General features: G+C 71.2%; 18 protein-coding genes and 1 pseudogene. 11 read left to right on the top strand and 8 right to left on the bottom strand.

What is annotated here, in order from left to right:
- Positions 1-114: 114 nt before the first annotated feature.
- Positions 115-1107: pseudogene (locus ABC304_RS05915) on the top strand (LacI family DNA-binding transcriptional regulator); the annotation flags it as partial.
- 473 nt (positions 1108-1580) lie between these two features.
- Here the strand turns inward: ABC304_RS05915 and ABC304_RS05920 are convergent.
- Entirely contained in the window at positions 1581-3071 is a 1491-nt protein-coding gene (locus ABC304_RS05920) for an HNH endonuclease signature motif containing protein (RefSeq protein WP_412929523.1), read from the bottom strand.
- A 492-nt stretch (positions 3072-3563) separates the two neighbouring features.
- Here ABC304_RS05920 and ABC304_RS05925 point away from each other — a divergent pair, with 492 nt between their 5' ends.
- The 4 genes from ABC304_RS05925 (at position 3564) to ABC304_RS05940 (ending at position 9730) form a co-directional block, all read left to right on the top strand.
- Complete coding sequence (locus tag ABC304_RS05925; RefSeq protein ID WP_412929524.1) at positions 3564-4514, top strand: ATP-grasp domain-containing protein; 951 nt, start codon at positions 3564-3566, stop codon at positions 4512-4514.
- The gene (locus tag ABC304_RS05930; protein WP_412929525.1) at positions 4511-5542 is read left to right on the top strand and encodes an LLM class flavin-dependent oxidoreductase; all 1032 of its coding nucleotides are present in this window, start codon (positions 4511-4513) and stop codon (positions 5540-5542) included. Before ABC304_RS05925 ends, ABC304_RS05930 begins: the two co-directional genes overlap by 4 nt.
- A gap of 100 nt (positions 5543-5642) precedes the next feature.
- Complete coding sequence (locus tag ABC304_RS05935; protein ID WP_412929526.1) at positions 5643-6683, top strand: aldo/keto reductase; 1041 nt, start codon at positions 5643-5645, stop codon at positions 6681-6683.
- On the top strand, positions 6680-9730 hold the full coding sequence (locus ABC304_RS05940; protein ID WP_412929527.1) for a glycoside hydrolase family 2 TIM barrel-domain containing protein: 3051 nt from the start codon (positions 6680-6682) through the stop codon (positions 9728-9730). Before ABC304_RS05935 ends, ABC304_RS05940 begins: the two co-directional genes overlap by 4 nt.
- Positions 9731-9741: 11 nt before the next feature.
- On the opposite strand, the gene ABC304_RS05945 is transcribed toward ABC304_RS05940, so the two are convergent.
- The 4 genes from ABC304_RS05945 to ABC304_RS05960 all read right to left on the bottom strand — a co-directional run bounded on the left by ABC304_RS05945 (position 9742) and on the right by ABC304_RS05960 (position 14972).
- A complete protein-coding gene (locus ABC304_RS05945) occupies positions 9742-10380 on the bottom strand; it encodes a hypothetical protein (RefSeq protein ID WP_412929528.1) in 639 nt (212 codons plus the stop codon).
- 96 nt (positions 10381-10476) lie between these two features.
- Positions 10477-11730 carry a four-carbon acid sugar kinase family protein gene (locus tag ABC304_RS05950; RefSeq protein ID WP_412929530.1) on the bottom strand — a complete coding sequence of 418 codons (1254 nt, stop codon included), beginning with the start codon at positions 11728-11730 and terminating at the stop codon, positions 10477-10479.
- A complete protein-coding gene (locus ABC304_RS05955; protein ID WP_412929532.1) occupies positions 11723-12979 on the bottom strand; it encodes a RuBisCO large subunit C-terminal-like domain-containing protein in 1257 nt (418 codons plus the stop codon). Before ABC304_RS05955 ends, ABC304_RS05950 begins: the two co-directional genes overlap by 8 nt.
- 4 nt (positions 12980-12983) lie before the next feature.
- Positions 12984-14972: a glycoside hydrolase family 127 protein gene (locus ABC304_RS05960; protein WP_412929533.1), complete on the bottom strand. Its 1989-nt coding sequence runs from the start codon at positions 14970-14972 to the stop codon at positions 12984-12986.
- A 246-nt stretch (positions 14973-15218) separates the two neighbouring features.
- Between ABC304_RS05960 and ABC304_RS05965 the strand changes: the two genes are divergently transcribed.
- From ABC304_RS05965 to ABC304_RS05980, 4 genes are all read left to right on the top strand, one after another.
- The gene (locus tag ABC304_RS05965) at positions 15219-16553 is read left to right on the top strand and encodes an ABC transporter substrate-binding protein (protein WP_412929534.1); all 1335 of its coding nucleotides are present in this window, start codon (positions 15219-15221) and stop codon (positions 16551-16553) included.
- 74 nt (positions 16554-16627) lie between these two features.
- Positions 16628-17509, top strand: coding sequence for a carbohydrate ABC transporter permease (locus ABC304_RS05970; protein WP_412929537.1), 882 nt, complete (start codon positions 16628-16630; stop codon positions 17507-17509).
- A 2-nt stretch (positions 17510-17511) separates the two neighbouring features.
- On the top strand, positions 17512-18423 hold the full coding sequence (locus ABC304_RS05975) for a carbohydrate ABC transporter permease (protein WP_412929538.1): 912 nt from the start codon (positions 17512-17514) through the stop codon (positions 18421-18423).
- 1 nt (position 18424) lies between these two features.
- Positions 18425-19087, top strand: a complete 663-nt coding sequence (locus ABC304_RS05980; RefSeq protein ID WP_412929539.1) for an aspartate/glutamate racemase family protein — start codon at positions 18425-18427, stop codon at positions 19085-19087.
- A gap of 18 nt (positions 19088-19105) precedes the next feature.
- Here the strand turns inward: ABC304_RS05980 and ABC304_RS05985 are convergent, their stop codons facing one another.
- Entirely contained in the window at positions 19106-20086 is a 981-nt protein-coding gene (locus ABC304_RS05985) for a sugar-binding transcriptional regulator (RefSeq protein ID WP_412929540.1), read from the bottom strand.
- A gap of 130 nt (positions 20087-20216) precedes the next feature.
- Here ABC304_RS05985 and ABC304_RS05990 point away from each other — a divergent pair, with 130 nt between their 5' ends.
- Both ABC304_RS05990 and ABC304_RS05995 read left to right on the top strand, forming a co-directional pair.
- On the top strand, positions 20217-22874 hold the full coding sequence (locus ABC304_RS05990; protein ID WP_412929541.1) for a family 78 glycoside hydrolase catalytic domain: 2658 nt from the start codon (positions 20217-20219) through the stop codon (positions 22872-22874).
- A gap of 40 nt (positions 22875-22914) precedes the next feature.
- Positions 22915-23745, top strand: a complete 831-nt coding sequence (locus ABC304_RS05995; RefSeq protein WP_412929542.1) for an NAD-dependent epimerase/dehydratase family protein — start codon at positions 22915-22917, stop codon at positions 23743-23745.
- Here ABC304_RS05995 and ABC304_RS06000 read toward each other — a convergent pair.
- Both ABC304_RS06000 and ABC304_RS06005 read right to left on the bottom strand, forming a co-directional pair.
- Positions 23742-25031 carry an MGH1-like glycoside hydrolase domain-containing protein gene (locus tag ABC304_RS06000; RefSeq protein ID WP_412929543.1) on the bottom strand — a complete coding sequence of 430 codons (1290 nt, stop codon included), beginning with the start codon at positions 25029-25031 and terminating at the stop codon, positions 23742-23744. The two genes, ABC304_RS05995 and ABC304_RS06000, sit on opposite strands and share 4 nt — an antisense overlap.
- The gene (locus tag ABC304_RS06005) at positions 25031-26377 is read right to left on the bottom strand and encodes a Gfo/Idh/MocA family protein (RefSeq protein WP_412932844.1); all 1347 of its coding nucleotides are present in this window, start codon (positions 26375-26377) and stop codon (positions 25031-25033) included. The genes ABC304_RS06000 and ABC304_RS06005 overlap by 1 nt, the downstream gene beginning before the upstream one ends.
- Between the last annotated feature and the right edge of the window lie 2 nt (positions 26378-26379).

A 26379-nucleotide genomic window follows, 5' to 3' on the forward strand; every position in this document is an offset into this window, starting at 1 on the left:
CGGCGCGCTGTGCGTGGCTGATGCCACTCGTGTGATGAGCGCGATGAATCGTTTCAAACGATAGCCTGGGGAGCCGGCGACGTCAAGACCGGACCCCGCGTCAGATTGGCTCCGATGGCAGTGAGTGTGAAGGATGTTGCGGCCGCGGCATCCGTCTCGGTCGGAACGGTCTCGAACGTTCTCAACCGCCCCGAGAAGGTGTCGCCCGACACGGTCGCCCGCGTGCATGCCGTGATCGCCGAGCTCGGGTTCGTGCGCAACGACGCCGCGCGGCAGCTGCGCGCGGGGCGCAGTCGCAGCATCGGGCTCGTCGTGCTCGACAGCGCCAACCCGTTCTTCGCCGAGGTCGCGCGAGGCGCCGAGGAGCGTGCCGCAGCGGACGGCATCTCGGTCCTGACCGGCAACAGCGGTCAGGATCCCGTCCGCGAGGAGGCATACCTGGCGCTCTTTCGCGAGCAGCGGGTGAACGGCGTGCTGCTGACGCCGACGGGCAACGTCGGAGCGGCGGTGGTCGACGCAGGAGTGCCGCTCGTGCTCGTGGACGCCGGCGATCCGTCCGGTGCGGTGTCGTCCGTCGCGGTCGACGACGTCGAGGGCGGCGCGCTGGCGGTGTCGCATCTGCTCGCGCAGGGACGTCGCCGCATCGCCTTCGTCGGCGGACCGCTCTCGATCCCGCAGGTCGCCGATCGTCTGGAGGGGGCGCGTCGGGCGCTGGATGCTGCGCCCGACGCCACTCTCGAGGTGCTCGAGCTGGACGGACTCACCGTGCAGCACGGCCAGAACGCGGGCGCCGCGATCGCGGCCAGGCCGGCGGGGGAGCGACCCGATGCGGTCTTCTGCGCCAACGACCTCCTCGCCGTGGGGGTGCTGCAGGGGGCATCGATCCTCGGCGAGGTGCGCGTGCCCGAGGACATCGCCCTCATCGGCTATGACGACATCGACTTCGCCCGGGCGACGGTGGTGCCCCTCTCGTCGGTGCGGCAGCCGGCCCGGCAGATCGGCGCCACGGCGGTGGAGCTGCTGTTCGAGATCCTCGCCGACCCCGATGCGCCGGTCCGCCACGTCCGTTTCCGCCCGGAGCTCGTCGTGCGGGCTTCCACCGGTGGTGCCGGTGCCAGTGACGCGAGTCAGGGCGCGGGTGCTGGTTCGGGCGGTGCGGGTGCGAGTGCTGGTACTGGCGTGGGTATCGGTTCGGATGGTGCTGGAGCCCACGCTGGCACGAGCGCGGGTACTGATCCGGGCCTTGCCGGTGCCGACACGGGTGCTGCGCCGGCTGGCTCGGACATTGCTGGTGCTGGTGCTGGTGCCGGCGACCCTGATAGCAGTTCTGGTGCCGGCGCTGACGACGCCAGTGCCGGCGAGCGCCTGGGCAAGACTGCGCGCTGATCGCGCTGATCGCGCTGATCGCGCTGATCGCGCTGATCGCGCCGACCGCGCTGATCGCGCCGATCGCGCTGATCGCGCTGGCCCGCCGATCCCGCTGCCCGCCGATCTCGCTGATCACGCTGGGTGTGCTCTTGGTGTTCCTTCTGGGTACCGCGCTTGAACTCCCGACGCGCGACTTTCCCGAGGCCTGCAGCTCAGAACGGTGGCGGGTCGCCCGTGGGCACGAACATCACTCGAGGTGGTGGCGGATCCTCATAGGTGTTGCCGAGTGGACTGTGGAACTCGAGCGTGCCGTCGGGTCGTTGATGAACGGTCCACGGTGTCTCGGACTTCAGCGTGTGGTGACGCACGCACAGGTGCGCGAGGTTCCCCAGTGCCGTGCGACCGCCGTCGTGGTGCTCGTGATTGTGGTCGATCTGACAGCGGTGAGCCGGTTGCCGGCATCCCGGCGCTCGGCAGTGCCGGTCTCGGGCACGGAGGAACCGGCGCTGCGCGGCGGTGGGCTCGTAGCGGTCGACCTCGACGACGGTGCCGGTCACCGGATGCAGCAGCAGGCGGTCCCAGCCCGGCGCATCGCCGGCAAGCCGACGTGCCGTGTCGGCGTCGATCGGCGCACGCCCGTCGAGAGTGGCGCCGCCGTCACTCGCACCGGTGAGGACGGTCGCAGGAATCAGGATCTGCACCGACGCACTGATGGCACCCAGTTCGCCCGCGGCGTCGTCGTCGCTCGTCGGGTCGGCTGCGGGAGCGGACGTGAGCAGCAGGTCGCAGATGACATCCGCTTCGATCTGAGACAGCGTGCGGGTGTCGACGACCATCGGATTCGATCCGTCTCCCGGCGCGGCAGCACATCGGGGTGCCGCGGCGACGCCGGCAGCCACGGCGGCCCCTGCGGACGGACCGGTGTCGGCACCATCCGCCCCGGCCGCAGCAGAAGCAGACGCGGTCGCGGTCGCGTCCGCAGCCGCAGCCGCAGCCGCGTTCGATGCTGACGCTGACGCGGCCGCACGCTCAGCCTCGGCCAGCGCCACCTCCCTCAGTCGCCGCGCCATGCGGCCGATCCGGTCGGCGATGCCGCGCGCCAGGGTCGTGGGGAGGATGACGACGAGCTGCGACATGCCGTCGGCGAGCTGCGACACGGAGACCCCGCGCGAGAGCACGGCGCGGCTGAACCGCTCGGTCATGGTCTCGGGGTCGACCGCTTCGGCCAGTTCGAGCGCGTAGGCCCGCGTGCGACCGGGGCTCTGCCCGGCGGCGAACTCCAGGACCGTCGACTCCCACGCGCCGCGCACGCCTGGGTCGCCGATCGTCATGCCGGCGTCGAGGATCGCCGACACGTGTCGCATGGAGATCGTGCCGTCGGCGAGCGCGCTGACCGTCGCCGCAAGACGGGTCGTGAGCACGAAGGCCTCGTCGAGCTCCCGCTGCATCGTGCGGTCGTGCTGTCTTGTGGCGGCGGCCAGTTCGGCCGCGACGGACCGGACCGGCATGTCACGCAGGCGCGACGCGCGCGAGGGGAGGCGGCTGGTCTGCGCGACCGCGATCTCAGCGATCGTGGCCAGCGCGCGGATGCGCTCGGCCTGGGCGCGGCCGATCGCCGCGTTGGATGCGCGCACGCCGTCGATCTCGGCATTGAGCCGGTCGACGTCGCCGGGGGAGAAGAACCCGGCTGGTGTGCTTTCCATGCGTCGAATCTACGCGGGGGTTCCGACATTGAGACCCGCCGGATGCGGGCCGAAAATCGAACTGTGGACTGGGGTTTTCGTTCCAATCTGTGGAGGAGACGTTAAGCCCTACCCCCTCCGGGTAGGGAGGAGCGGCGGCGTCCGCATGCTGGCTGATCCGGAGGGAAGGAGCCTCCACGTTGCATCGGCAGCCGCCCCGGAACGAAGGACCTCGTGACACCCCGCGCGCCCTCGTGACACCCCGCGCGCCCTGGGGACGACCCCCTCGGGTCATCCCGAGCCGCCCGGAGCGCACCGACCCGCGTCACACACCGACACGATCCACCTCTCCAGCCCCATCGGCCCGGAATCGAACAAGACTCGAAGGCGAACACACCACAACCCCGTGCCGCATGGCCCCGCGCCCCAGCCCCCGCGCCCCAGACACCTGGCACCGCAACCCCGCCAGGCCCAAGAACCGAACCGACACCCCCGCGAACGCAAAGGACCCCGATGACTTCTGACGCCGCCGTCTACGTGCTGCACGACAACCCCGAATGGATCCCGCCGTTCGCGCGCGCGTTCGCCGCGGAGGGCGTCGAGCTGCGCGAGTGGCCGCTGGGGACGGGAACCGTCGACCTCGATGCCGAGCCCCCGGCCGGTGTCTTCTGGTCACGGCTGAGCGCCTCCTCGCACACCCGCGACGCGGAGGGCGCGAAGGATGCGGCACGCGCGACGCTGACCTGGCTGGAGAGCTGGGGCCGGCGCGTGGTCAACGGATCCGCCGTCACCGCACTCGAGGTGAGCAAGGTCGCCCAGCACGCCGCGCTGCGCCGGGCGGGCTTCGACGTGCCGCGCACGATCGCCGTCTTCGGAAGCGAGGGGCTGAAGGAGAGCGCGCGCCGGCTCGAGACGCCCTTCATCACGAAGCACAACCAGGGCGGCAAGGGCCTCGGCGTCCGCCGGTTCGACCGGTTCGAGGACTTCGACGCGTACGTCGACGGCCCCGACTTCGAGGTCGCGGTCGACGGCATCACCCTCCTGCAGGAGTTCCTCTTCTCGGCCGAACCCTTCGTGACCCGCGCCGAGTTCATCGGCGGCCGGTTCGCGTACGCCGTCCGGGTCGACACCAGCGCCGGCGGATTCGAGCTCTGCCCCGCCGACGCCTGCGCCGTGCCGGAGAACGGGGTGCCCGCCGAGCCGCTCTTCCGCCTCCGGACGGAGGTGGGGGCGCAGCATCCGCTCAGTACGCAGTACGAGGCGTTCCTCGCTGCGCACGGCGTCGAGATCGCCGGCATCGAGTTCATGGAGACGCGCGACGGACGCACCGTCACCTACGACGTGAACACGAACACGAACTACAGCCCCGATGTGGAGGCAGGCCTCGACGAGCCCGCTGGGCGCCGCGTCGCCCGCTTCCTCGGGTCGCTGCTGGCCGAGCAGACGGCGGCTGCGGTCCGATGAGGTTCGGATACTGGACGCCGACGTTCGGCGGATGGCTGCGCAACGACGCCGACGAGGGTGTGCCGGCGACGTTCGCGTACGTGCGCGACCTGGCCGCGGCGGCGGAGGAGTCGGGCTTCGCGCTCACCCTCGTGCCCGAGCTGAACCTCAACGACATCAAGGGCCCAACGGGTCCGGTGCTCGACGCGACCGCGGTCGCCGCCGGGCTCGCGGCCACGACGCGCTCGCTGGAGATCATGCTGGCGGTGCGTCCGGCGTTCCATCCGCCGGCGTTGACGGCGCGTCAGCTGACGACGATCCAGGATGCTGCAGCCGGCCGTCTCTCGCTGAACATCGTCTCCGCGTGGTGGGCGGAGGAGGCCCGGCAGTACGGCGTGCCCTTCGGCGACCACGACGCGCGCTACGCGGTCACCCGCGAATACGTCGAGGTGCTGCGCGGACTCTGGGAGCACACGCCCTACTCGTTCGAGGGCGCCCACTACGCCTTCGAGGGGACCCATCTCGAGCCCAAGCCGGCATCGGCGCCGCTGATCTACGCCGGCGGCGAGAGCGAAGCCGGTCGGGAGGCCATCACCGAATTCGCGGACGCCTATGTGACACACGGCGGCACGGTCGGCGAGCTCGAGGAGAAGATCCGCGACATGACGCGCCGAAGGTCGGAGTTCGGACGACCCGAACTCGCGCACATCGGCATGTCGGCCTTCGTCGTCGTGCGCGACACGGAGGAGGAGGCGCAGGCGGAGGTGCGACGGATCACCGCCGTGACCGAGGGCCCGGCCTACGCCTCGTACGGCGCCTTCGTCGAGAACTCGAACCTCGACGTCGAGGTCGCGCTCGCCGACTACTCCGTCTCGAACAGGGGTCTGCGACCGAACCTGGTGGGCACGCCGGAGACCGTGGCGTCGCGCATCCGGGAGTTCGAGGCCGTCGGCGTCGACACGCTGCTGCTGCAGTTCTCTCCGCCTCTCGAGGAGCTGCAGCGCTTCGGCCGCGACGTGATCCCGCTCGTCGACGGCGGAGCCGGATAGGCGGGCGTCCGACGAGGAGAAGCGCGAGCGAGCTTCCATCAGTAGGGTGATAGGAGATTCACCACAGAATGGAAATTCAGTGAACGCTGAGCAACCGTCCATGTCCCGCACGCTCGGCCGGACCGGCATCGAGGTGACGGCGATCGGTCTCGGCACGTCCGGGCTCGGCCGGGGCATAGCTCCGGGATCGCCCGAGGAGCGCGCCGCCGTCGACCTGGCGACGGCGATGCTGTCCGGGGGGCGCACGATCGACACGTCGAACGAGTACGCCGGCGGTCGTTCCGAGCCGGTGCTCGGCCTGGCCGTGCCGGCGGTACCCGACGCCGCATCGAGGATCGTCACGAAGGTCGACCGCGACCCGGAGACCGGCGCCTTCGACCGCGGCCGCGTGCTCCGCTCCTACGAGGAGAGCCTGCGGCGCCTCGGCGTCGATCGCGTGCGGCTGCTGCACCTGCACGATCCGTACACCGTGTCGTTCGAGGAGGCCGTCGCTCCGGGCGGCGCGCTCGCGGGGATGCTCGAACTGCGCGACAGCGGAGCCGTGGACGCCATCGGCATCGCAGCCGGGCCGATTCCGCTCATGACGAGGTACGTCGACACCGGCGCGTTCGACGTGGTGCTCAGCCACAACCGCTTCACCCTCGTCGACCGGAGCGCGTCCGCACTCTTCGAGAATGCGCGGGCTCGCGGGATGGGCGTCATCAACGCCGCACCCTTCGGCGCGGGCATCCTCGCGACCGGCGCCGGCGCCGCGACCGGCGCCGCGACGGAAACCGACGCCACGACCGGCGCCTTGACCGGTCCCGTGGCGGAAACAAACACGGCCGGCGCCACCCCCACCGGCCCGAAGCCGCCCTCGTACGGCTACCGCCCCGCCTCCGCCGCGCTGCAGGAGTGGGCGCGTCGGGCGGAAGCCGTCTGCACCGCCCACGGCGCGACGCTCCGCGCCGCCGCGCTCCGGTTCTCGACCCGCTCTCCGCTCGTCGACATGACCGTCGTCGGGGTGTCCTCGATCCACCGGCTGGCCCAGCTCGACGCGCTGGAGGGCGAGGCGATCCCCGATGACCTGTGGGCGGAGATGGACGCGCTCGGGCCGGCTCCGACGCCGATCGACGACGACGCCCCGGGCGGTGCCGGATGAGCGCCTACGTCGAGTCCTTCGCACCGGGGGCCGGTCGCCGTCGCCCCCGAGCGGACGCGCCGAGCGATGCATCCGTCCTCTCTCTCAACGGCTCCTGGCGGTTCCGGCTCTCGCCGACGGCCGCCGGATCGGGAGACGACTTCCTCCAGGACGGGTTCGACGACAGCGACTGGGATGCGATGCCCGTGCCGTCGCACTGGGTGCTCGAGGAGTTCACGCCGCTCGCCGGCGGTCCGGCGCGCTCGATGCGGGGCACCGAGGAGGGACCGCTCTACACGAACACGGCCTACCCGATTCCGCTCGATCCTCCGCGTGTGCCGACGGAGAACCCGACCGGCGACTACCGGCTGACCTTCGACGTGCCCGCCGGGTTCGAGCGGGCGGTGCTCCGCTTCCAGGGCGTCGACTCCTGCGCGAAGGTGTGGCTGAACGGAGCGGAGCTCGGCTGGTCGACCGGGAGCCGCCTCCCCTTCGAGTTCGACGCCCCCGTGCGCACCGGGCGCAACGTGCTCGCGGTGCGGGTGCACCGGTGGTCGGCCGGCACCTACCTCGAAGACCAGGACATGTGGTGGCTGCCCGGCATCTTCCGCGACGTCGAGCTGATCGCCCGGCCGGCCGGTGCCGTCGACGACCACTTTGTCCACGCCGACTACGACTCTTCGACGGGCCTCGGGACACTGCGAGTGGATGCCTCGTGCCCGGCCGTCGTCGAGATCCCCGAGCTCGGCATCCGCATCTCCGCGGGCGAGACCGTGTCGGTGCCCGTCGAACCGTGGAGCGCGCACCGCCCTCGGCTCTACCTCGGCACGCTGCGTGCAGACGGGCGTCCGGGGGAGGAGACCGAGACCGTGGCCCTCGCGGTCGGCTTCCGTCGCGTGGAGATCGTCGACGGCGTCTTCCGCGTGAACGGCCGCCCGGTGACCTTCCACGGCGTCAACCGGCACGAGCACCACCCCGACACCGGGCGCACGCTCGACCGGGACACCATGATCCGCGACATCGAACTCATGAAGCGGGCCAACATCGATGCCGTGCGCACGAGCCACTACCCGCCGCATCCCGAGTTCCTCCGGCTCTGCGACGAGTACGGGCTGTGGGTCGTGCTCGAGGTCGACCTCGAGACCCACGGGTTCATCTACGCCGGCTGGGAGGGCAACCCGCCGGCCGACGCCCGCTGGCGCGACGCACTCATGGACCGCCTGCACCGCACCGTCGAGCGCGACAAGAACCATCCGAGCATCGTGGTGTGGTCGCTGGCGAACGAGAGCTGGGTCGGCGACGCCTTCGGCGACATGCGACGGTGGCTCGACGATCGCGACCCGTCGAGGCCCGTGCTCTACGAACGCGATCCGCGCTACCGGGACTCGGATTTCGCCTCGCTGATGTACCCCTCGCTGGAGCTGCTCGAGCAGATCGGTCGCCGCGAGGAACCGCGCGGCGGACGCCTCGGCATGCACGGCATCGTCTTCGACGACGAGGTCGACCGCGAGGTGGAGGGGGACACGGATGCCGCGACCCACGTCATCGCGGTCACCGACGCCGACGACGCCCGGCGCCGCAGCCTGCCGTTCCTCCTCGTCGAGTACGCGCACGCGATGGGCAACGGTCCCGGCTCACTGCAGGACTACCAGCGGATCATCGAGGCCCACGACCGCCTGTGCGGCGGCTTCGTCTGGGAGTGGATCGACCACGGCTTCACCGTCGACGGTCTTGACGGGCAGCCGATGATCATGCACGGCGACGACGTCGACTACGAGCCGCGCGGCGGGCGCTTCAGTCTGCACGGGCTCGTCTTCAGCGACCGCACCCCGACCCCGGGGCTCGTCGAGCTCGCCAAGGCCTACGCGCCGCTCGAGATCACCGTCGACGGCGTCGTGCGCATCCGTCACCGCCGGCAGGATGCGGATGCCGCGGGTCTGGCCTTCCGCTGGACGCTCGAGACCGCGGGCGAGATCGTCGACAGCGGCGCGCTCGCAGTGCCGGTGCCGGCGGCCGGGGAGGCGATCGAGGTCGCGCTCCCGGTCGACGTCGGCCGCATGGGCGGGGCAGCCGCGGACGCGGTGCTGACGGTCGAGGCGGCGCTCGTATCCGATGAGCGCTGGGCCCCGGCCGGGCATGTGGTGGCGTGGGGCCAGCGGGTCCTCGATGAGCCTTCGCCCACTCCGCATCCCCCCACGCCCGGGACACGACGGAGGTGGAGCGCAGCATCCGGAGCGCTCGATATCGGCCCCGGTGTCTTCGACCGGATGACGGGACGGATGCTGCGGCTCGGCGATCTGGAGATCGACGGCCCCACGCTCGACCTGTACCGGGCGCCCACCGAGAACGACCACGGGCAGGGAGAGACGAACGACCTCGCCTCCGTGTGGCGCAAGACCGCGCTGGACCGCCTGCTGCACCGCATCGACGAGGTCGTGGAGGATGCCGGATCGCTCGTCGTGCGCGGGCGCACCGCTCCGCGCACCCACCCGCACGGCGTCGACTGGACGATGCGGTGGACGCCCGACGGCGACGGCCTGGTGCTCGAGACCGAGGTCGACTTCACCGGGCCGTGGGCCGACACCCCGTACATGCACCGCGACATCCTCGTGCCGCGCCTCGGGCTGCTGTTCGGGCTGCCCGGGCAGCTGGGGGAGGTCACCTGGTTCGGCCGCGGACCTGGGGAGACCTACGCCGACTCATTCGAGGGCTCACGCGTCGGACGCTTCGCCGCGTCGGTCGATGCCCTGCAGACGCCGTATCCCGTGCCCCAGGAGAACGGCAACCACCTGCAGACGCGCTGGCTGGAGCTGCGAGGAGCGCACGCCGGGCTGCGCGTCGACGGACGTCCGCTCTTCGACTTCACCGCGAGGCGATGGACGTCGCACGACCTCGCCCGCGCCGGGAAGCCGCACGAGCTGCGCGACACCGGGCGGGTGTGGCTCAACATCGATCACGCACAGCAGGGCGTCGGCTCCGCGTCCGTCGGTCCGGCGCTGCCGGAGCAGTACCGGGTGCCGCGCGAGCGCACCGCGTGGGCGGTCCGTCTGGAGGCGCCGCCGGCCTGATCGCGGTGCGGTCAGCGCGTCCAGACGATCTGACGCACCTGATCGGGGGTGTCGGCGATCGCGAACCAGCTGTCGGTCAGCAGCATGCCGCTCAGCTCCATCGGGCCGTCGCCGGCCGCGCCGTCCTCGGCGCCGTAGGTCAGCCACGTGCCTTCGGCGGTGTCGGTGAGCGTGTAGCCGTTGTCGACGGCGAGCTGCAGGACGGTGTCGCGCTCGCCGGGTGCCAGCGCCGTCCACGCGTAGTACTGCCGGGCGGCCATGTCGCCGGGGAGACCCCACGGGCACTCGATCGAGGCCTCGGTCGGCGTGAACTGGAACTGCGTCCACGGCTTGGGCGCGGGGGACATGCCCTGCCGGCGGAGGTCGGCGTCGACGGCGGGGTCGAGCATCGCGTCGCAGTCGATGGTGTCGATCGTCGGCAGCGTGGTGCCGGCCGTGGACTCGGGCGTCGGCGACGGCTCGGACGGCGACGGGACGGGGGTGGGCGTGGGCGCCGTGGTCGCTGACGGCGAGATGGTTGCCGCAGGGGTCGCGGCGCCGCCTGGCGTCCGCGGCGTCGCGCAGGCCGCGAGGGCGATCACGCAGGCCGCGACGAGCGCGGTGGATGCCGTGCGGCGGATGATCGACGATGCTGTCGCGGCGGGCCTCATGGCCTCACCCTACTGACCGCCCCCGACTCCGCGGCCGCCGTCGCGGCGTGCGTCGTGTCATGACCGTCGGGTGTCGCGCGAACGAGCGGCAGGACCCTACGATCCGAGCGCCGCGATGTCCGTGAACAGCGACACGACCCCGACCTGGCCGCCCTTCAGCAGCAGCTCCACGCCGTCCACCGCGGGATCAGCGGCGTGGGCGCGCAGCAGCACCACGTTGTCGCGCGGGTTCGCGGCGATCGAGAGGGATTCGACGCCGAGCAGGCGCGTGACGCGGCTCGACGTGTCGCCGCCGCACACGATGACGCGCCGGGTCGCCCCTGCCCGTACGGCCGCGTCGATCACGGATGCCGCGGCGTCCGCGATCGCCGGGAGCACCGATTCGCCGTCGGCCGGCCGCAGATCGGCGTCGTCGGACGTGAGCACGACGCCGCGACCGGTGCTCAGCGCTTCGAGCACGTCGGAAAGGAGGGGCGGCGACGGGGCGAGCGTCAGCGGCCGCACCAGCCAGCCGGCGGCGGCCGCGGCATCCGCCTGTCGTCTCGTCTGCGCCGAGCGGCTGCCGGAGACCACGAGCACCGGGCCGCGCGCCGGTGTCGATGACGGCACGGGTGCCGCGTCGCCCGGATCGGCGGCGGCAATCCCGTGCGACAGCCCGCCGGACCCGATCGCGAACACGGGCCCGGGCATCGAGAGGAGGGTGCGTCCGATCGTCACCAGATCGTCGTCGGTCAGCGCGTCCAGCACCAGGCCCGCCTCGGTCGCCGACGTGAGGCGCGCGGCGAGGTCGCCGAGCGCCGGCAGGGTGACCGAGGCGATCGGGAGGGCCGTCTGACGGGAGAGGTGCCGGGCGAGATCCGACTCGGTCATCGGCGTCGACGGGTGGGTCGACATGGTCGGCTGCCGGTCGAGTCGGTAGACGACACCGCCCTCCGCGGCGAAGTGGTGCCCGAAGAGAGTGAACCGCCCGAAGTCGGGCTGCGCGAAGAGCATCGGCACGGGTCGGTCGCCGACGACGGCGCGCGCGACCTCCAGCACGCGTCCGAGGCTGCCCACCGTGGGAGACGAGTCGGCGGTGGAGCACGCCTTGTACTGCAGCACCTGGGGATGCAGCGCCGTGAGCGCCGTCAGCGCCGGTCGCAGCTCCTTCTCGATCTCCGCCGGAGACAGCGACCGGGCGATGCCGGCCACGCCCACCACGTCCACTTCGGCCGCCGCCCGCCGCAGCGCATCGGCGTCGGGCAGGGCGGTGAACAGGCGGCCCGTCCACCCGCGGCGTGCGAACTGCAGCAGCGCGTCGACGCTGCCGGTGAAGTCGTCGCCGTAGTACGCGACGCGCAGGTCAGACACGCACCGGCCCGAAGAGCTCCATGGCACGGCGGAGGGCTGCGGAGCGGTCGAGGGCGTCGTCGACCGACTCCCCGGACGCGGCCGAGCGCCAGGCGTCGCGCATGCTCGCCACACCGGCGGCCGCGCCGTCCGGATGGCCGTGGATGCCGCCGCCCGCGAGCACCAGGAGGTCGGTGCTGCCGACCGCGCGGTAGGTCGCGTGCGCGAGGCCGCCCCACTGACCGGAGGACAGCACAGGGACGGTGGACGTGAGCCCGAGGAGCGGCGTGCGCACCGCGGCGATGGAGGCGAGCACTTCCTCATCCGTCTCGTAGAACTTGTTGCTGATGCCGTTGGTGTGCAGGTGATCGGCGCCGGCCAGGCGCGCGAGCTTCTGCCACGCTCCGAACCCTATGCCCACCTGATCGGAGCGGTTCACGGCCCCGAGCATGGCGCGGTGGCCGTGGACGGGCACCTCGGCGTGCCGGCGCAGGAACTCCAGTCCCGACAGTCCGACGAGGTTGATGCACGCCATCACGCAGGTGCCCCCGGCGGCGACGACGAGGTCATGGTTGGCCTCCAGCATCCCGATGTCATCGGTGATGTTGAAGGCGTACATCGGCATCCGTCCGGTGCGGTCGGCGTACCGGTGCAGCACGGGCATCACGGCGCGCACGCGTTCGGCCAGCGGCGCGGACGGGCCGTTGCCCTGCAGTTCGTCGTCCTTGATGAAGTCGACGCCCGCCTCGGCCAGCTCGCCCACGACCTCGGCCAGCTCCGACGGAGCCAGGCCGATGCTCGGCTTGATGATCGTGCCGATCATCGCCCCGTCCGGCCGCCCGACGAGTCGTCGCGTTCCCTCGACGCCGAAGCCCGGACCGGCGTAGCGGTCGGCGAAGGCCGACGGCAGCTCGAGATCGAGCAGCTTGATCGCCGACAGCTCCTTCAGCTCGAACAGGTTGCCCGCCACCGCGGCCAGCAGGTTCGGCATCGAGGGGCCGAAGTTGTCGAGCGGGAAGCGCAGGCGCAGGATGCCGCGACGTCGCGCCGACGGATCGCCGATGAAGCCGGGCAGTGCCGACGAACCGGTGAGGGGCACCTCCTCGATGGACTCGACCTGCGCCGCGAAGCGCGCCCGCAGATCGTCCGACTCGCGCTCGACCCGCACGAAGGTGCCCGTGGACTGCTCGCCGGCGAGCACCTCGGCCGCCTGGGCGAGGGGGAAGGAGGTCTCGATCGCGTAGGTGGCGATCACGTGCTGTGTCGTCATCGTCTCACCAGACCAGGGGGAGCCACACGGACATCTCGCCCGCTCCGCGGTTGCCCCACGCGTGATAGGGGATCAGTCGCGCGGCGACCGACCCCACCTCCGCCTCGGCGAGGTCGTCGTAGAGCGCGTCCTCATCGGGGGCGGGGAGGATCGCCAGCTCGGTCTCGAGCGCGACGACGCGGTGCCCGGCGACCTCCGCGTCAATCGGCGTGAGCGCGGAGCCGCGGCGCCAGGCCGCCTGCTCCAGTCGCACGCCGTCCGGCAGGTCGGCGCTCTCGAGGCAGTAGACGACGGGGCCGCGCTGCACGGCGATCTGGTTCGTGGCCTCCTCGGCCAGGCGATGGGCGCGCAGCACCCGCACCGGCATCGGCAGGTCGAGCACGACGACGTCTCCCGTGGCCCACGTCCGGTCGATGCGCGTGTACGTCCCGGGGGCGCTGACCGCGGCATCCTCTCCGTTGATCGTGAGGGTGACGCCCGCCGACCAGCCGGGGATGCGCAGCAGGAGCGGGATGCCGCCGCCTGCGGTCTCCGTGACGGTGAAGGTGATGCGGCCGTCCCAGGGGTAGTCGCCGTCCTCGCGGAGCGCGAGCACGCGGCCGTCCTGTTCGGCGCGCACGTCACTGCCGCCGTACTGGTGGAGGTGGAGGCCGTCGTCGCCGACGGCGGCGACGCGCTCGTGGAAGCGCGCCAGCGTGCGGGCGATGTTGGGCGGGCAGCAGAAGCAGCTCAGGTAGCCCTCGCGCAGGCGCTCGTCGGAGGGCGGCGGGGCGGGCACGGGGTGCAGCGCGGTGTCGCCCGGACGGCGGAGCGGGTAGGGCAGGTCGCGCACCTGACGGAGCGGGTTCGTGTAGAAGTACTCCGATCCCGCGAGGCTGATGCTCGCGAGCAGGCTGTTGACGGCCACCTGCTCGATGACGTCGGCGTACCCGGCGTCGCCCGTCAGCGCCAGCATGCGCTCGCCCCAGAGGATGAGCCCGATGTTCGCGCACGACTCGTTGTGGGCGGTCGTGTGGGGGAGCTGGAACGCGCGGCCGTAGGCCTGGTGCACACGGCTGATCTGGTCCTGCCAGGGGGAGCCGTCGGGCGAGGCGCCGTCGTAGAGAGCGCCGGCGCCTCCGGTGACATAGAGCTTGGTGTCGACGACGTCGCGCCACAGCCGCTCGAGCACCGCGGTGAGCTCTGCGTCGCCGGTCTCGGCCACGAGGTCGGCCAGGCCCGCGTAGAGGTAGTTCGCGCGGACGGCGTGCCCGGCGACGGCGGTCTGCTCGCGCACGGGCAGGCGGTCCTGGTTGTCGTCACCGCCCTGGAACTCGTCCCGGACACGCACGAAGGACTCGGCCAGCCGCAGCCAGCGATCATCGCCGGTCACGCGGTACAGCTCCACCACGGCCATGTAGTGCGAGGGGCAGATGGCGCTGCGGGCGAGCTCGACGGGCTTGTTCGTCGCGAGGTCCTCGAGGAAGGAGGCGGCCTTGACCGCGGCATCCAGCAGCGTGTCCGAGCCAGTCACCTCGTGGTGGCGCACGCCCGCGGTGATGAGGTGGCCCAGGTTGTAGGTCTCGAAGTGGAAGCGGTCGGCCAGCGCCGCCGTGTCCTCGTGGTTGCGCGCGGCGATGAGGGTCGGCGTGTGGAGGTATCCGTCGTCGCGCTGCACGGAGGCGATGAGGCGTGCGATCTCCTCCAGCCGGCCGGCGAGCTCGGGGTCCGGGTCGGTCTCCAGCCGTGCGACGGCCGCCTCGAACCACTTGTAGAAGTCGCCGTCCATGAACGGCGGGCCGAGATGGGTGCCCCCCTGCAGCCCGGCGGCCACGCGGAAGTTCGTCAGCCCCGGGCTCACGGCGGGGTCGCTCAGGCTGTCCCAGATCTGCGGGATGGTGGTGTCGCGCGTGCGGGCGTGCACCTCTCCCCAGAAGCCCCGCGCCCACCGGGCGCCGTCGGCCCCCAGCGGTCGCAGGCGGGCATGGCCGCGGAGCACGGGCGTGACGGTCATGGAGCGGTCCTTCCGGGGTGGCGTTCAGTCTTCAGCGGCCCGCGTCCTCGCGGCAACCGCCGGGAGCTTCCGGCGGCGTCCCGTGCTCTCGGAAAGAACTCGCGACCCTGCATCGAAATGCACTCTAACCCGATTCGAGGGCGAAAGTGAATAGAATTTCAGTACTGATTGTTGACACACACCCGATTCGTGCCTACTGTCGAGGTCGAACCCCCACACAGCTCGGTCGTCGTCAAGGAGGACGTTTTGAACACTCGCAGAAACCGCCGCCCGCTCATCGCGGTCGGTCTCGCCCTCGCGACGGTCCTGCCGCTGGCCGCGTGCGCCGGCGGAGGCAGCACCCCCGGCTCGACGGAAGGCGGCGGATCCACCGGCACCGACCCCTCGAGCTTCTCCGTGCTCACCGCGAACGAGAACCCGACCCTCGAGGCGCAGCTCACGGCACTCTCGGAAGACCAGTGCAAGGCGCAGAACGACGCCCTGCCCCTGGAGAACCAGAAGGTCGCCCAGGCCGACGTGGTGCAGAAGGTGACGCTGCTCGCCAGCCAGGACGCCCTGCCCGCCCACTTCATCGCCGGCACCGCGATGGTGCGCCCGACCGGCGATCTCGGCACCGCCGGGCTGGTCGTCGACTACAAGGCGGAGCTCGAGAAGCTCGGCATGTGGGAGAACATCCTGCCGGCCGCAGCCTCCACCATCGAGAACGTCTACGGACAGATGGTGTCGCTCCCGTACCAGTACAACCTCGAAGGCATCTGGTACAACAAGGAGATCTTCTCCGAGGTCGGCATCGACGAGCCCACCACCTTCGACGAGCTGCAGGCCGCGAACAAGAAGCTCGCCGCCGCCGGCTACACGCCGATGGCCGAGGCGGGCGCCGCGGCGTGGCCGCTCACGCGCCTCATCGGCATGTACATCTACCGCACCGTCGGCCCCGACGCCCTGACGGACATCCGCGACGGCAAGGCGAAGCTGACCGACCCGGAGTACGTCGCCGGCGCGCAGGCCCTGGTCGACATGGCGAACGCCGGTGACTTCGGCGAGGGCTACGTGACGGCCGACGCCGCCACGGCGAACAACGACTTCCTGACCGGCAAGGCCGCGATGAAGTACGACGGCACCTGGCTGCTCAGCAACATCAACGACCCCGAGCAGAACAAGATCGGCGCCGACAACGTGGGCTTCATCCCGTTCCCGGCCGTCGAGGGCGGCGCGGGCAGCATCGACCAGTGGCCGGCCAACGCCGGCACCGCGATGGCGATGAGCCCGAAGACCTTCGGCCCCAAGGTCGGCGACTGGCTCGGCTGCATCGCCGAGAACTACGGCTCGCAGGCCCTGCAGGATGCGGGCGTCATCTCCGGCTTCAAGGTGAACACCGAGGTGACCGATGTCGCCGCGCCGACCAAGATGGTGCAGGACAAGGTCGCGGAGATCACCGAGACGGTGCTGTGGTTCGAGGCGCTGATGGACGGCAAGTCCACCTCGCTGGCCCAGTCCAACGTGTCGCTGCTCGTCGGCGGCCAGCTCAGCCCCGCGGACTACATGTCGCAGCTGCAGTCGAGCATCGACGCCAACAAGTAGGACCCACGCGGCACCGGCCCGGGTCATCGCACGATGACCCGGGCCGTCGCTTCGCAAGCTGAGGAGCTTCGCCCATGAAACGGGTCTTCGGAGATCGCAAGACGATCATCATCCTGCTGGCACCCACGCTGGTGCTCTACGTCGCACTCAAAGTCGTGCCGGTGCTCTGGTCGCTGGGGCTGTCCTTCTTCGAGGGCAACTCCCTCCGCGGGTTCGAGTTCGTCGGCGTCAAGAACTTCACGACGTTCGCGTCCGACCCGGCCGCCCTGCAGTCGCTCGGGGTCAGCGTCGTCTTCGCCGTCCTCGCGACGGCCGGCCAGATCGTCCTGGGCTACCTGCTCGCGCTGCTCTACGTCTTCGTCCTGCGCAACGGCTCGGCCTTCGTGCGCACGGCGGTGTTCTTCCCGATGGTGCTGCCCACCGTCGCCGTCGCCCTGCTGTTCAAGAGCTTCGTGGCCGTGGGTGACAACCAGGGACCGGTCAACGACCTGCTGAACTTCTTCGGCCTGCCCAGCAACGAGTTCCTCGCCACCACCGTCGGCACCATGGTCGTCGCGCTCGCCATGACGTACTGGAGCTCGATGGGCTTCTACGCCGTGCTGCTCTACACGGGTCTGCTCGACATCCCCGAAGAGGTCATCGAGTCGGCGCGGCTGGACGGCGCGAGCGGGCTCAAGCTCGTGCGGCACATCATCATCCCGCTGTCGCTGCCGATCCTGATCTCGTCGATCATCTTCAGCTTCAACTCCACTCTCAAGGTGTTCGACAGCCTGCTCGCCCTCAACAACGGCGGACCGGGCACGTCGACGGCACCCCTCACCCTGTACATGTATCGCACCGCGTTCGAGTACGCCGAGTACGGCTACGGCAGCACCATCGCCCTCGTGCTGACGCTGCTGTGCCTGGTGTTCACCCTGACCATCTTCCGGTCATCGAGCCGCCGAGCGGAGGACTGAGCATGACCGCCACCCAGACCCTGACCCAGGCGAGGCCGCAGTCGCGCCTGTCCGCGACCGGCACCCCGACGGGACGCCGCCGCGCGCAGCGGATCCTCCGCCGCCTGCCGGTGTGGATCGTCGTCACCGTCCTGCTGATCGTCGTGCTCTACCCGCAGCTGTGGATCGTGCTGGGGTCGTTCAAGACCCAGAGCGAATTCCTCTCCAACCCGACGTGGGCGCTTCCGGAGTCGCTGAACCTCGACAACTACTTCCAGGCCCTCGGCCGGGGCAACGTCGCGGTCAACTACCGCAACAGCATCCTCGTGACGCTCCCGTCGGTCGCCCTGATCGTGTTCCTGGGCGTCGCCGCCGGCTATGCCCTCGAGGTCATGATCTGGAAGGGCCGGAAGGGCACGCTGCTGCTGATCCTCGCCGGGATCATGGTGCCCGGGCAGATGATCCTGGTGCCGCTGTTCACCATCTACTTCCGCATCGGCATCACGAACACCCTGTGGCCGCTGATCATCACCTACACGGTCATGGGCCTGCCGCTGACGACGTTCCTGATGGCGGCGTACTTCCGCACCCTGCCCCGCGAGATCTTCGAGGCGGCGACGATGGACGGCTCCGGGCCGCTCAAGTCGTTCTTCGTGATCGCGCTGCCGCTGATGAAGAACGCCATCCTCACCGTCGCGCTCGTACAGTTCTTCAGCGTCTGGAACGACCTGCTGATCGCCCTGACATTCACGGTGCGGCCGGAGCTGGCTACCATCCAGGTGGGCCTGCTGAACCTCAACGACCAGTACGGCTCGACGCAGTACGGACCGCTGTTCGCGGCGATCAGCATCAACATCGTCGCGCTGCTGATCGTGTTCGTGTTCCTGAACAAGAAGATCATGGCCGGTCTCGCCGCCGGGTCGCTGAAGGGCTGAGATGACCGAGCACACCCCCCGCGTCGCCTTCGTCCACACGGGCGCCGTCGTCATCGCGCCGGTCGCGGACCTGGCCACGCGCCTCCTCGACGGAGCGGCCACGGTCAACTACCTCGACGACAAGATCGTCGCCGACCTGGGCGACCCGGCGCGCGCCGACTCCGTGCCCGAGCGACTCGAAGACCTCGTGCGCGCGGCGCAGAGCGCGGGGGCCGATCTCGTCATGCTCACCTGCTCGTCCATCTCGCAGCTGGCCGCGCCCGTCTCCGAGAAGGTGGGCATCCCGGTGCTGCGCATCGACGAGGCGATGGCGGATGCCGCAGTGCGCCAGGGCTCTCGGATCGCCGTCCTGGCGACCCTGCCGACCACCCTGACCCCGACGCTGGCGCTGCTGCGCGAGCGGGCGGCGCTGGCAGGCGCCGCGCCGGAGTTCACCGACGAGGTCATCGACGGCGCATTCGCCGCGGTGTCCGCGGGTGACCGGCCCGAACACGACCGCCTCGTAGCCGCGGCGATCGAGCGGGTGGCGGCCGGCGCCGACGTCGTGGTGCTCGCACAGGCGTCGATGGCGAGTGCGGCGGATGCGGCATCCGTCTCCGTCCCCGTCCTCACCAGCCTGGAGCCCGGCATCCGCCGTCTCGGCGAGGCGCTGAGCGCGCTCTGACGGCGGCGCCGCGGCGCGTCAGTCGCGCTCGGCGAGGTGCTCGGCGGTGCGCAGGTCGGTGACGAGCGTCGTCACCCAGCCGCCGCGCAGGGCTCCGAGGATGGCGTCGCGCTTGCCCTCGCCGCCGGCGATGCCGACGCGGCGGGGGATGCGGCGCAGATCCTCGACGGGGATCGCGATGATGCGGTCGTCGATCTGACCGTGCACCGGAGACCCGTCCGCGCGGAAGATGCGGTGGCAGATGTCGCCGACGGCGCCGTCCTTCAGCAGCACGGCACGCTCCTCCGGCGGGAAAGCGTTGCCGCTGGTGGCCAGCACGTTCGAGGGCTCGATGCTGCCGATGCCCATGATGGCCATCGTGAGATCGCGCCAGTGCCGGGCGACCTCCTGCATCGACGGGTCGGCCAGGAGGCTGTCGCGGATGACCGGATCGGCCACCACGCCGGGCGCCTGCACGTAGACGGGCTCCGCCCCGAGCATCCGGGCGAGCTCGCCGAGGATCCGGTTCGAGTGGCTCTGCGCCTCGGGGGCGCCGACGCCGCCCAGCAGCTGCACCACCTCGGTGGCGGCGCGGACGGTGGAGGGCCGCATCCGATCGACCATCGCGAGCACCGTCTGGCTCCACGACGACACCCCGATGCGGTCGCCGCCGGAGAGCGTCGCCTCGAGGTACGCGGCGGCGCCGGCGCCGATCGAGGCCAGCAGCTCCGCGGCGTCGGCGTCGGGGTCGACGTCGACCACGACCGCTTCGGCGAGGGCGTACTTCTCCTCGAGACGCTCCTCGAGCTCGGCATGGACGCCCGGCGCGACGGTGACGATGGTGCGCACGATTCCGGCGGCTTCGGCGCGCTTCAGGAGGCGCGACACCTTGGCCTGTGAGATGTTGAGGGCGGCGGCGATCTCGGCCTGCCGCACGCCCCGCTCGTGGTACATGCGCGCGACCTTCGTCAGCAGGCGCACCTGACCGTCGAGCGGTCGGGCATAGCGGTTCACGGACACGGGGCTCCAGCCTCACAGGTGCGCTCAGCCTACTGACCGGCGCGGAATTCAGTATAGAATCTTTATGCAACTGCTGCATAGACATTCGAGCCCGGGTCACTCCTCGTGGTTCACGCCGAGAGGACCGACGATGACCGCCTCCTTCGACCGAGCGGATGCCACGACTCGCGTCGTCGGGCTGCGCTCGTCCCACGGCGTCGGCCTCATCGGCGTTCCGCGGTCGGGTCTGCGGCTGTCCTGGCGCGTCGAGGGGGCTCGTCCCGGCCTTCGTCAGCTCGCCTACGAGATCGCGGACGGTGCGCCAGGCTCCTCGCTCGCGACGCGCGGTGTCGTCGCGGGGGAGGAGTCCTTCGGCATCCGCATCGAGGAGGCGCTCGCCGCCCGTGAGCGCCGCGCCTACGCCGTGCGCATCGCGACCGAGGACGGCTGGACCGCGTGGAGCGATCCGCTCGTCGTCGAGGCGGGTGTCGACGGATCGGACCTCGATGCGCGCGTGATCGGCATCCCGAGCGAGATCGACGGCGCGGTGCAGCTTCTGCGCAGGGAGTTCACGCTCCCCGCGGCACCCGCCCGGGGACGCCTGCGCCTCAGCGCACTCGGACTCGTCGACGCCTGGATCAACGGCCACCGTGCCACCGACGCCCTCCTCACTCCCGGATGGACCTCGTACCAGGGCCGGGTGCTCGTGGACACGCTCGACGTCACGGCGCTGCTGCGCCCCGGCGTGAACGTCGTCGTGCTCGCCGTCGCCGACGGCTGGTACCGCGGCCGCATGGGCTTCGCCGCCCGCACCGGCATCTACGGCGACTGCTCGGGCGCGCTGGCGCAGATCGAGACCGAGCGCGGCGTGGTCGCCGTCACCGACGAGACCTGGCGCGGAGGCTTCGGCGCGATCACCGCGGCGAGCATCTACGACGGCACGGAGATCGACCTGCGCCGCGACGACCCCGCCGTGCACGAGCCCGGGTTCGCCGATGCGGGCTGGGTCGCGGCATCCGTCATCGACACCAATCCCGCCCTCTTCCAGCCGCGGTCGGCGCCCCCGGTACGGGTGGTCGCCGAGCTGCCGATGTCACCGAGCGAGTACGAGGGGCGCGTGCAGCTGGATGCCGCGCAGAACGTCACCGGCTGGGTGCGGCTGGTCGTGCGGGGACGCGCCGGCGACGTCGTGACGATCCGGCACGCCGAGGTGCGGGAGCCGTCCGGCGCGCTGCACACGGCGGCGCTGCGGGCGGCGAGGGCCACCGACGTCTACACGCTGGCCGCGGACGGCGAGAGCGTCCTCGAGCCCGCCTTCACGTTCCACGGGTTCCGCTACGCCGAGGTCGACGGCGCCGACGTCGTCGCGGCGACGGCGATGTGCATCTCCAGCGACCTGCCGGCGCGGAGCGCGTTCCGCTCGTCGCACCCCGCGCTCGACCGCTTCCACGCGAACGTCTTCTGGTCGCAGCGCGACAACTTCGTCTCCATCCCGACCGACTGCCCGCAGCGCGACGAGCGACTGGGATGGACCGGCGACGCCCAGGCGTTCGCCGCGACGGCCAACACCCTGATGGACGCGGAGTCGTTCTGGATCTCGTGGTTGCGCGATCTCGAGATCGACCAGACCGACGAGGGCGGCGTTCCGTCGGTGGTGCCCGACATCATCCGCTTCGAGGACATGCGGATGGGCGGTGTCCCGGTCGACAACATGGGCCGCGCCGGCTGGGCGGATGCCGCGACGATCGTGCCGTTCGCCGTGCACGAGTCCTTCGGCAGCGACGAGGTGCTCGAGCGCCAGCTCACGAGCATGCGCCGGTGGGTCGACCACCTGCGGCGGCGCGCCGGCGACGGCGTCGTGCTGCCGACGGAGCCGTTCCAGTACGGCGACTGGCTCGATCCGGATGCCCCGGCCGCACGCCCTTGGGAGGCGAAGGTCTCCGCGGACTTCGTCGCGAACGCCTTCTACGTCCGATCGGTGCGACTGCTCGCCCGTGCGGAACGCCTCGTGGGCGAGCCCGCGCGCGGCGACGATCTGGACGCGCTGGCGGACCGGGTCGCGGCGGTCACCTGGGAGCGCTGGGGGGAGCGGGCATCGTCGACGCAGACGGGCGCCGCGCTCGCCCTGGAGTTCGCCGTCGCCCCGGCGGGGCGGCGCGCCGCCATCGCGCAGGGCCTCGCGGACGACGTGCGCCGCCAGGGCGGGCGCATCGCGACCGGATTCCTCGGCACACCCCTCGTGCTCTTCGCGCTGTCGCGCGCAGGGCACCTGGCGGAGGCGTTCCTCATGGTGCTGCGGCGGGAGGCGCCGTCGTGGCTCTACCAGGTCGACCGGGGCGCCACCACGGTGTGGGAGCGCTGGGACGCGATCCGCCCTGACGGCTCAATCCACGGCGGCGACATGGATGCCGGGTCGCCCGACACCGAGGGTGCGGGCATGCTCTCCTTCAACCACTACGCCTACGGCGCGATGATCGACTGGGTCTACCGCACGGTCGCCGGCCTCGCCCCCGACACGGAGGCCCCCGGATACCGGGTCGTGCACGTCGCGCCCCGCCCCGCGGTCGGGCTCGACTCCGCGGCGGCGGAGATCGAGACGCCGCTGGGCCGGCTGGCGATCGACTGGGCTGTCGTGGACGACACGTTCACCGCGACCCTCGACGTGCCCTTCGGTGCCCGTGCCCTGCTCGACCTGCCGGTGACGGAGCAGTCCCTCGTCACGGTCGACGGCGCGCCGGCTCCGGCCGAGCTGACGCACGGCCGCCACACCCTCACCGTCACGCGGCCCGCGGTCGCCGCTCCCGCCTGACGCGGGCGACGACCGCACGATCCACCGAGAAGGGCACACCATGTTCATCGCCGTGACCGGCAGCCAGGGCAAGCTCGGACGGGCGACCGTCGCGCGGCTGCGCCACGAGGGCCATGACGTGATCGGGTTCGATCTGGCCGGCCCCGCCGGCCCGGGATTCACCCGCATCGACCTCGGCGACTACGGCCAGGTGCTCGACGCGTTCCTCGGCGTCACCGCCCGTCACGACGGCCTCGACGCGGTCGTGCACCTCGCCGCCATCCCGGTCAACGGCATCGTGCCGGATGCCGCGACCTTCCACAACAACGTGACGGCCTCGTTCAACGTGCTGTTGGCCGCCCATCGCGCCGGCATCCGCACGGTGGTGACCGCCTCGAGCATCACGGCCACGGGCTTCCCCTTCGAGGTCGCCCCGCCGCGACTTCCACTCGACGAGTCGCACAGCGCCGCCTTCAACACGTATGCGCTCGGAAAAGTGGTGGAGGAGGCGATGGCCGCTCAGCTCGTGGGATGGGATGCCGCGGCATCCATCACCGCCCTGCGCTTCACCAACGTGGTCGACGACAGCGAGTACGCCACCTTCGAGCGGGCCGGCGAGCCCGGCTACCGGCGCGACCTGCTCGGCTCGTGGATCGACGCCCGCGACGGCGCGCAGGCGGTGGCGCTGGCCCTCGCGCACGCCCGCCCGGGCTTCGAGATCTACCACGTCGCCCACCCGCAGTCCGGGAACGCCGATCCGTCACGGGTGCTGGCGGAGCGGTGGTTCCCGGGGGTTCCGGTCGCGCACGACCTGGGCGAGCACGAGTCGCTCTTCTCCACCCGCAAGCTGCAGAGGGAGCTCGGCTTCGTGCCGGAGCACGACTGGCGCTAGAACTCCTCCGCGACGGGGCGTCCCTCGACGTAGGCGATCATGTTGAGCACGAGGAAGTTCCAGTTCTGGAAACCGTGGGTCACGATCGGCTCGCCGTTGTCGGGGTGATAGTACTCGTGCAGCGAGCCCGTCTTCTCGAGGTCCCGGCCGAACAGCCGGATGGTCTTCTCCGCCAGCAGTCGCGCATCCTCCTCGTATCCGTACGACGAGAGGCCGCGGAAGACGAGGTAGTTGCTGATGCCCCAGATCGGGCCCAGCCAGTTCGACGGGTTGTGCGTGGCGCGCAGGTCGTAGGCCTTCTCCAAGCGCGACAGGGTGCGCACTCCGTGGGCGGCCGAGAAGGTGCGCTCGTCGCGGTGTCGCTCTACCATCCGCTCGGCCTGCTCCTGTGTCGCGATCCCCGCCCAGAGGGGCAGGAAGCTCGACCAGCTGTCGACCCGGAGCAGCACCGACGACCATCGGCGCGGCGCCCCGCGGTGCAGCCAGTCGTCGCTGCCGAGGGCCCGCAGGCCGATGTCGACGCTGTAGAACGTGCCGTCCCTCTCGTCCCAGGAATGCTCACGCACCGCGTCGGCGAGGTCGTGCGCCCGGCCGCGCCAGCGCAGCGACTCATCCAGTTCGTCCAGGTGCTCCAGGATCTCGCCGAGCGCGAGGAGCTCCCGGTAGAGCAGGCAATTGAGGAAGATCGCCGCCGTGCTTCGGTCGGGCCGGAAGAACACCGACGGGTCGTTGTCGACGCCGATCGCGAAGTCGCTCTGCCAGTAGGCGAGACCCGTCTCCGGATGGATGTGACTGTCCAGGTAGCGCTGCACGAAGCGGGTGAGTGCCGACAGGTGCGGGCGGAGCCACTCCGCGTCGCTGTCGCGCTGCACGAGCATGGCCGCGTGCTGCGCCAGCACCGGCTTGTGCATGTTCTCGCCGAACCCGCCGGCGCGACCGGGCTCCCGATGCAGGAACGGCCCGTCTGCGCGCAGCAGCACGGGGATGACGCCGTCCTCGTCCGCATGGTCGAGGAAGTTCAGGATGCTGCCGCGCTCGTAGTGGCGGAAGCGACCGGCATCCGCGGCGTCCCTCTCCACCTGCCCGAGGGCGATGCCGATGGCCCACGAGTCCCAATCCCAGAGTGCCGCGGCGTAGAAGGGCGAACCGGGACTGCTCGGCACCGTGTACGGGTGGGCGAGGATCCCCTCGGGTTCGCGCGTCATCTGGGGAGCGTGCGCGTGGATGTGCGTGCGCAGCAGGTCGGCCCATCGTGCGACCGCCGCCGTGGGCGTCGTCTCAGCCATCAGCCCACCTCGATGCCGAGATCGGCGATGCGGACGGGCGCGCCGGTCGACAGGGATCTGTTGGCCGCGATCCCCACCGCGATCGAGCGCAGGCCGTCGCGGTAGTCCGCGGCCCGCCCGAGCGCATCGTCCTGCGCACCGTGGAAGACGTCGTGCAGCAGGAGGCGGTCACCGCCGCCGTGGTCGCCGCCGCCTCCGCGGATGGGCACCTCCTGCGCCGCTTCCCAATGGCGCTGCAGCACCAGTCGCTCGGCGTTCGGGCGCGGGCCGTAGTCCTCTCCGCCGTCCGCGGCGAGCGACGGGTCGACGGCGATCCGGCCGTCCGCGCCCGGAAGGACGGCGCCGCGCTCGACGACGTCCAGCTCGACGCGTCCGCGCGTGCCGTTGACGGCGACGCGGTACCCCTCCCAGGGGGCGTGGGCGTTCAGCGCGTAGCTGAGGGTCGCCCCGCGGCGGTAGTCCACGACGACCGCGAGGTTGTCCTCGATCGTGATGCCGTCGTCGAATGCCGACCGGTCGCGCCGGTAGCCGTCGTGCTGCTCGGCGTCGAGGTAGAGGGCCCGCAGTCGAGGGTCGCGCCGCAGGTCGAGGGCGAAGGGATCCGCGGATGACGCGTCGCTGCTGCCCCGTTCGGCGCTGACGGTGCGGCCGTGCCGGCGGGCGTTCTCGGCCCCGTAGAAGCGCAGCCCGCCAGAGGCGAAGACGCGGGCCGGGGTGTCGGAGATCCACCAGTTCACGAGATCGAAGTGGTGGGACGACTTGTGCACGAGAAGCCCGCCCGACGTGCGCTTGTCCCGGTGCCAGCGCCGGAAGTAGTCCGCGCCGTGGGAGGTGTCCAGCATCCATTCGAAGACGACCGACGTCACCTCGCCGATGCCGCCGTCCGCGATGACCTGCTTGAGCGCGGAGTTGCGCGGCGAATACCGGTAATTGAAGGTGACCACCGGATCCCGCCCGGTCTCGGCCGCTGCCGTCGCGACGAGGCGTGCGCCGTCCTCGTCGATGGTGAGCGGCTTCTCCACGACGACGTCGACGCCCGCGCGCAGGCATCGGTCGATCAGGTCCGCGTGCGTCGCGTCCGGCGCGCACACGATGACCCGGTCGATGTGCTTCTCTTCGAGCGCCCGCACCAGTTCGTCCGGGTGGGCGGCACGCGGTGCCGCCGTCGCGCCGTGCCGCAGAGCCGCGGCGATCGCGTAGTCGGCCCGCGTGGGGTTGGGCTCGACGATGAGGGCGAGCTCGGCGACGTCGGCGTGCGCGCCGGCGATCGCCGCGACGTACATCTCGGCACGGTGGCCCGATCCGATCAGGGCGTAGCGGAGGCGGGCGGGCGGGGCGGGGCGCATGA

Origin of the sequence: Microbacterium jepli, from assembly GCF_047237905.1 — a bacterium.
Lineage (GTDB): Bacteria > Actinomycetota > Actinomycetes > Actinomycetales > Microbacteriaceae > Microbacterium.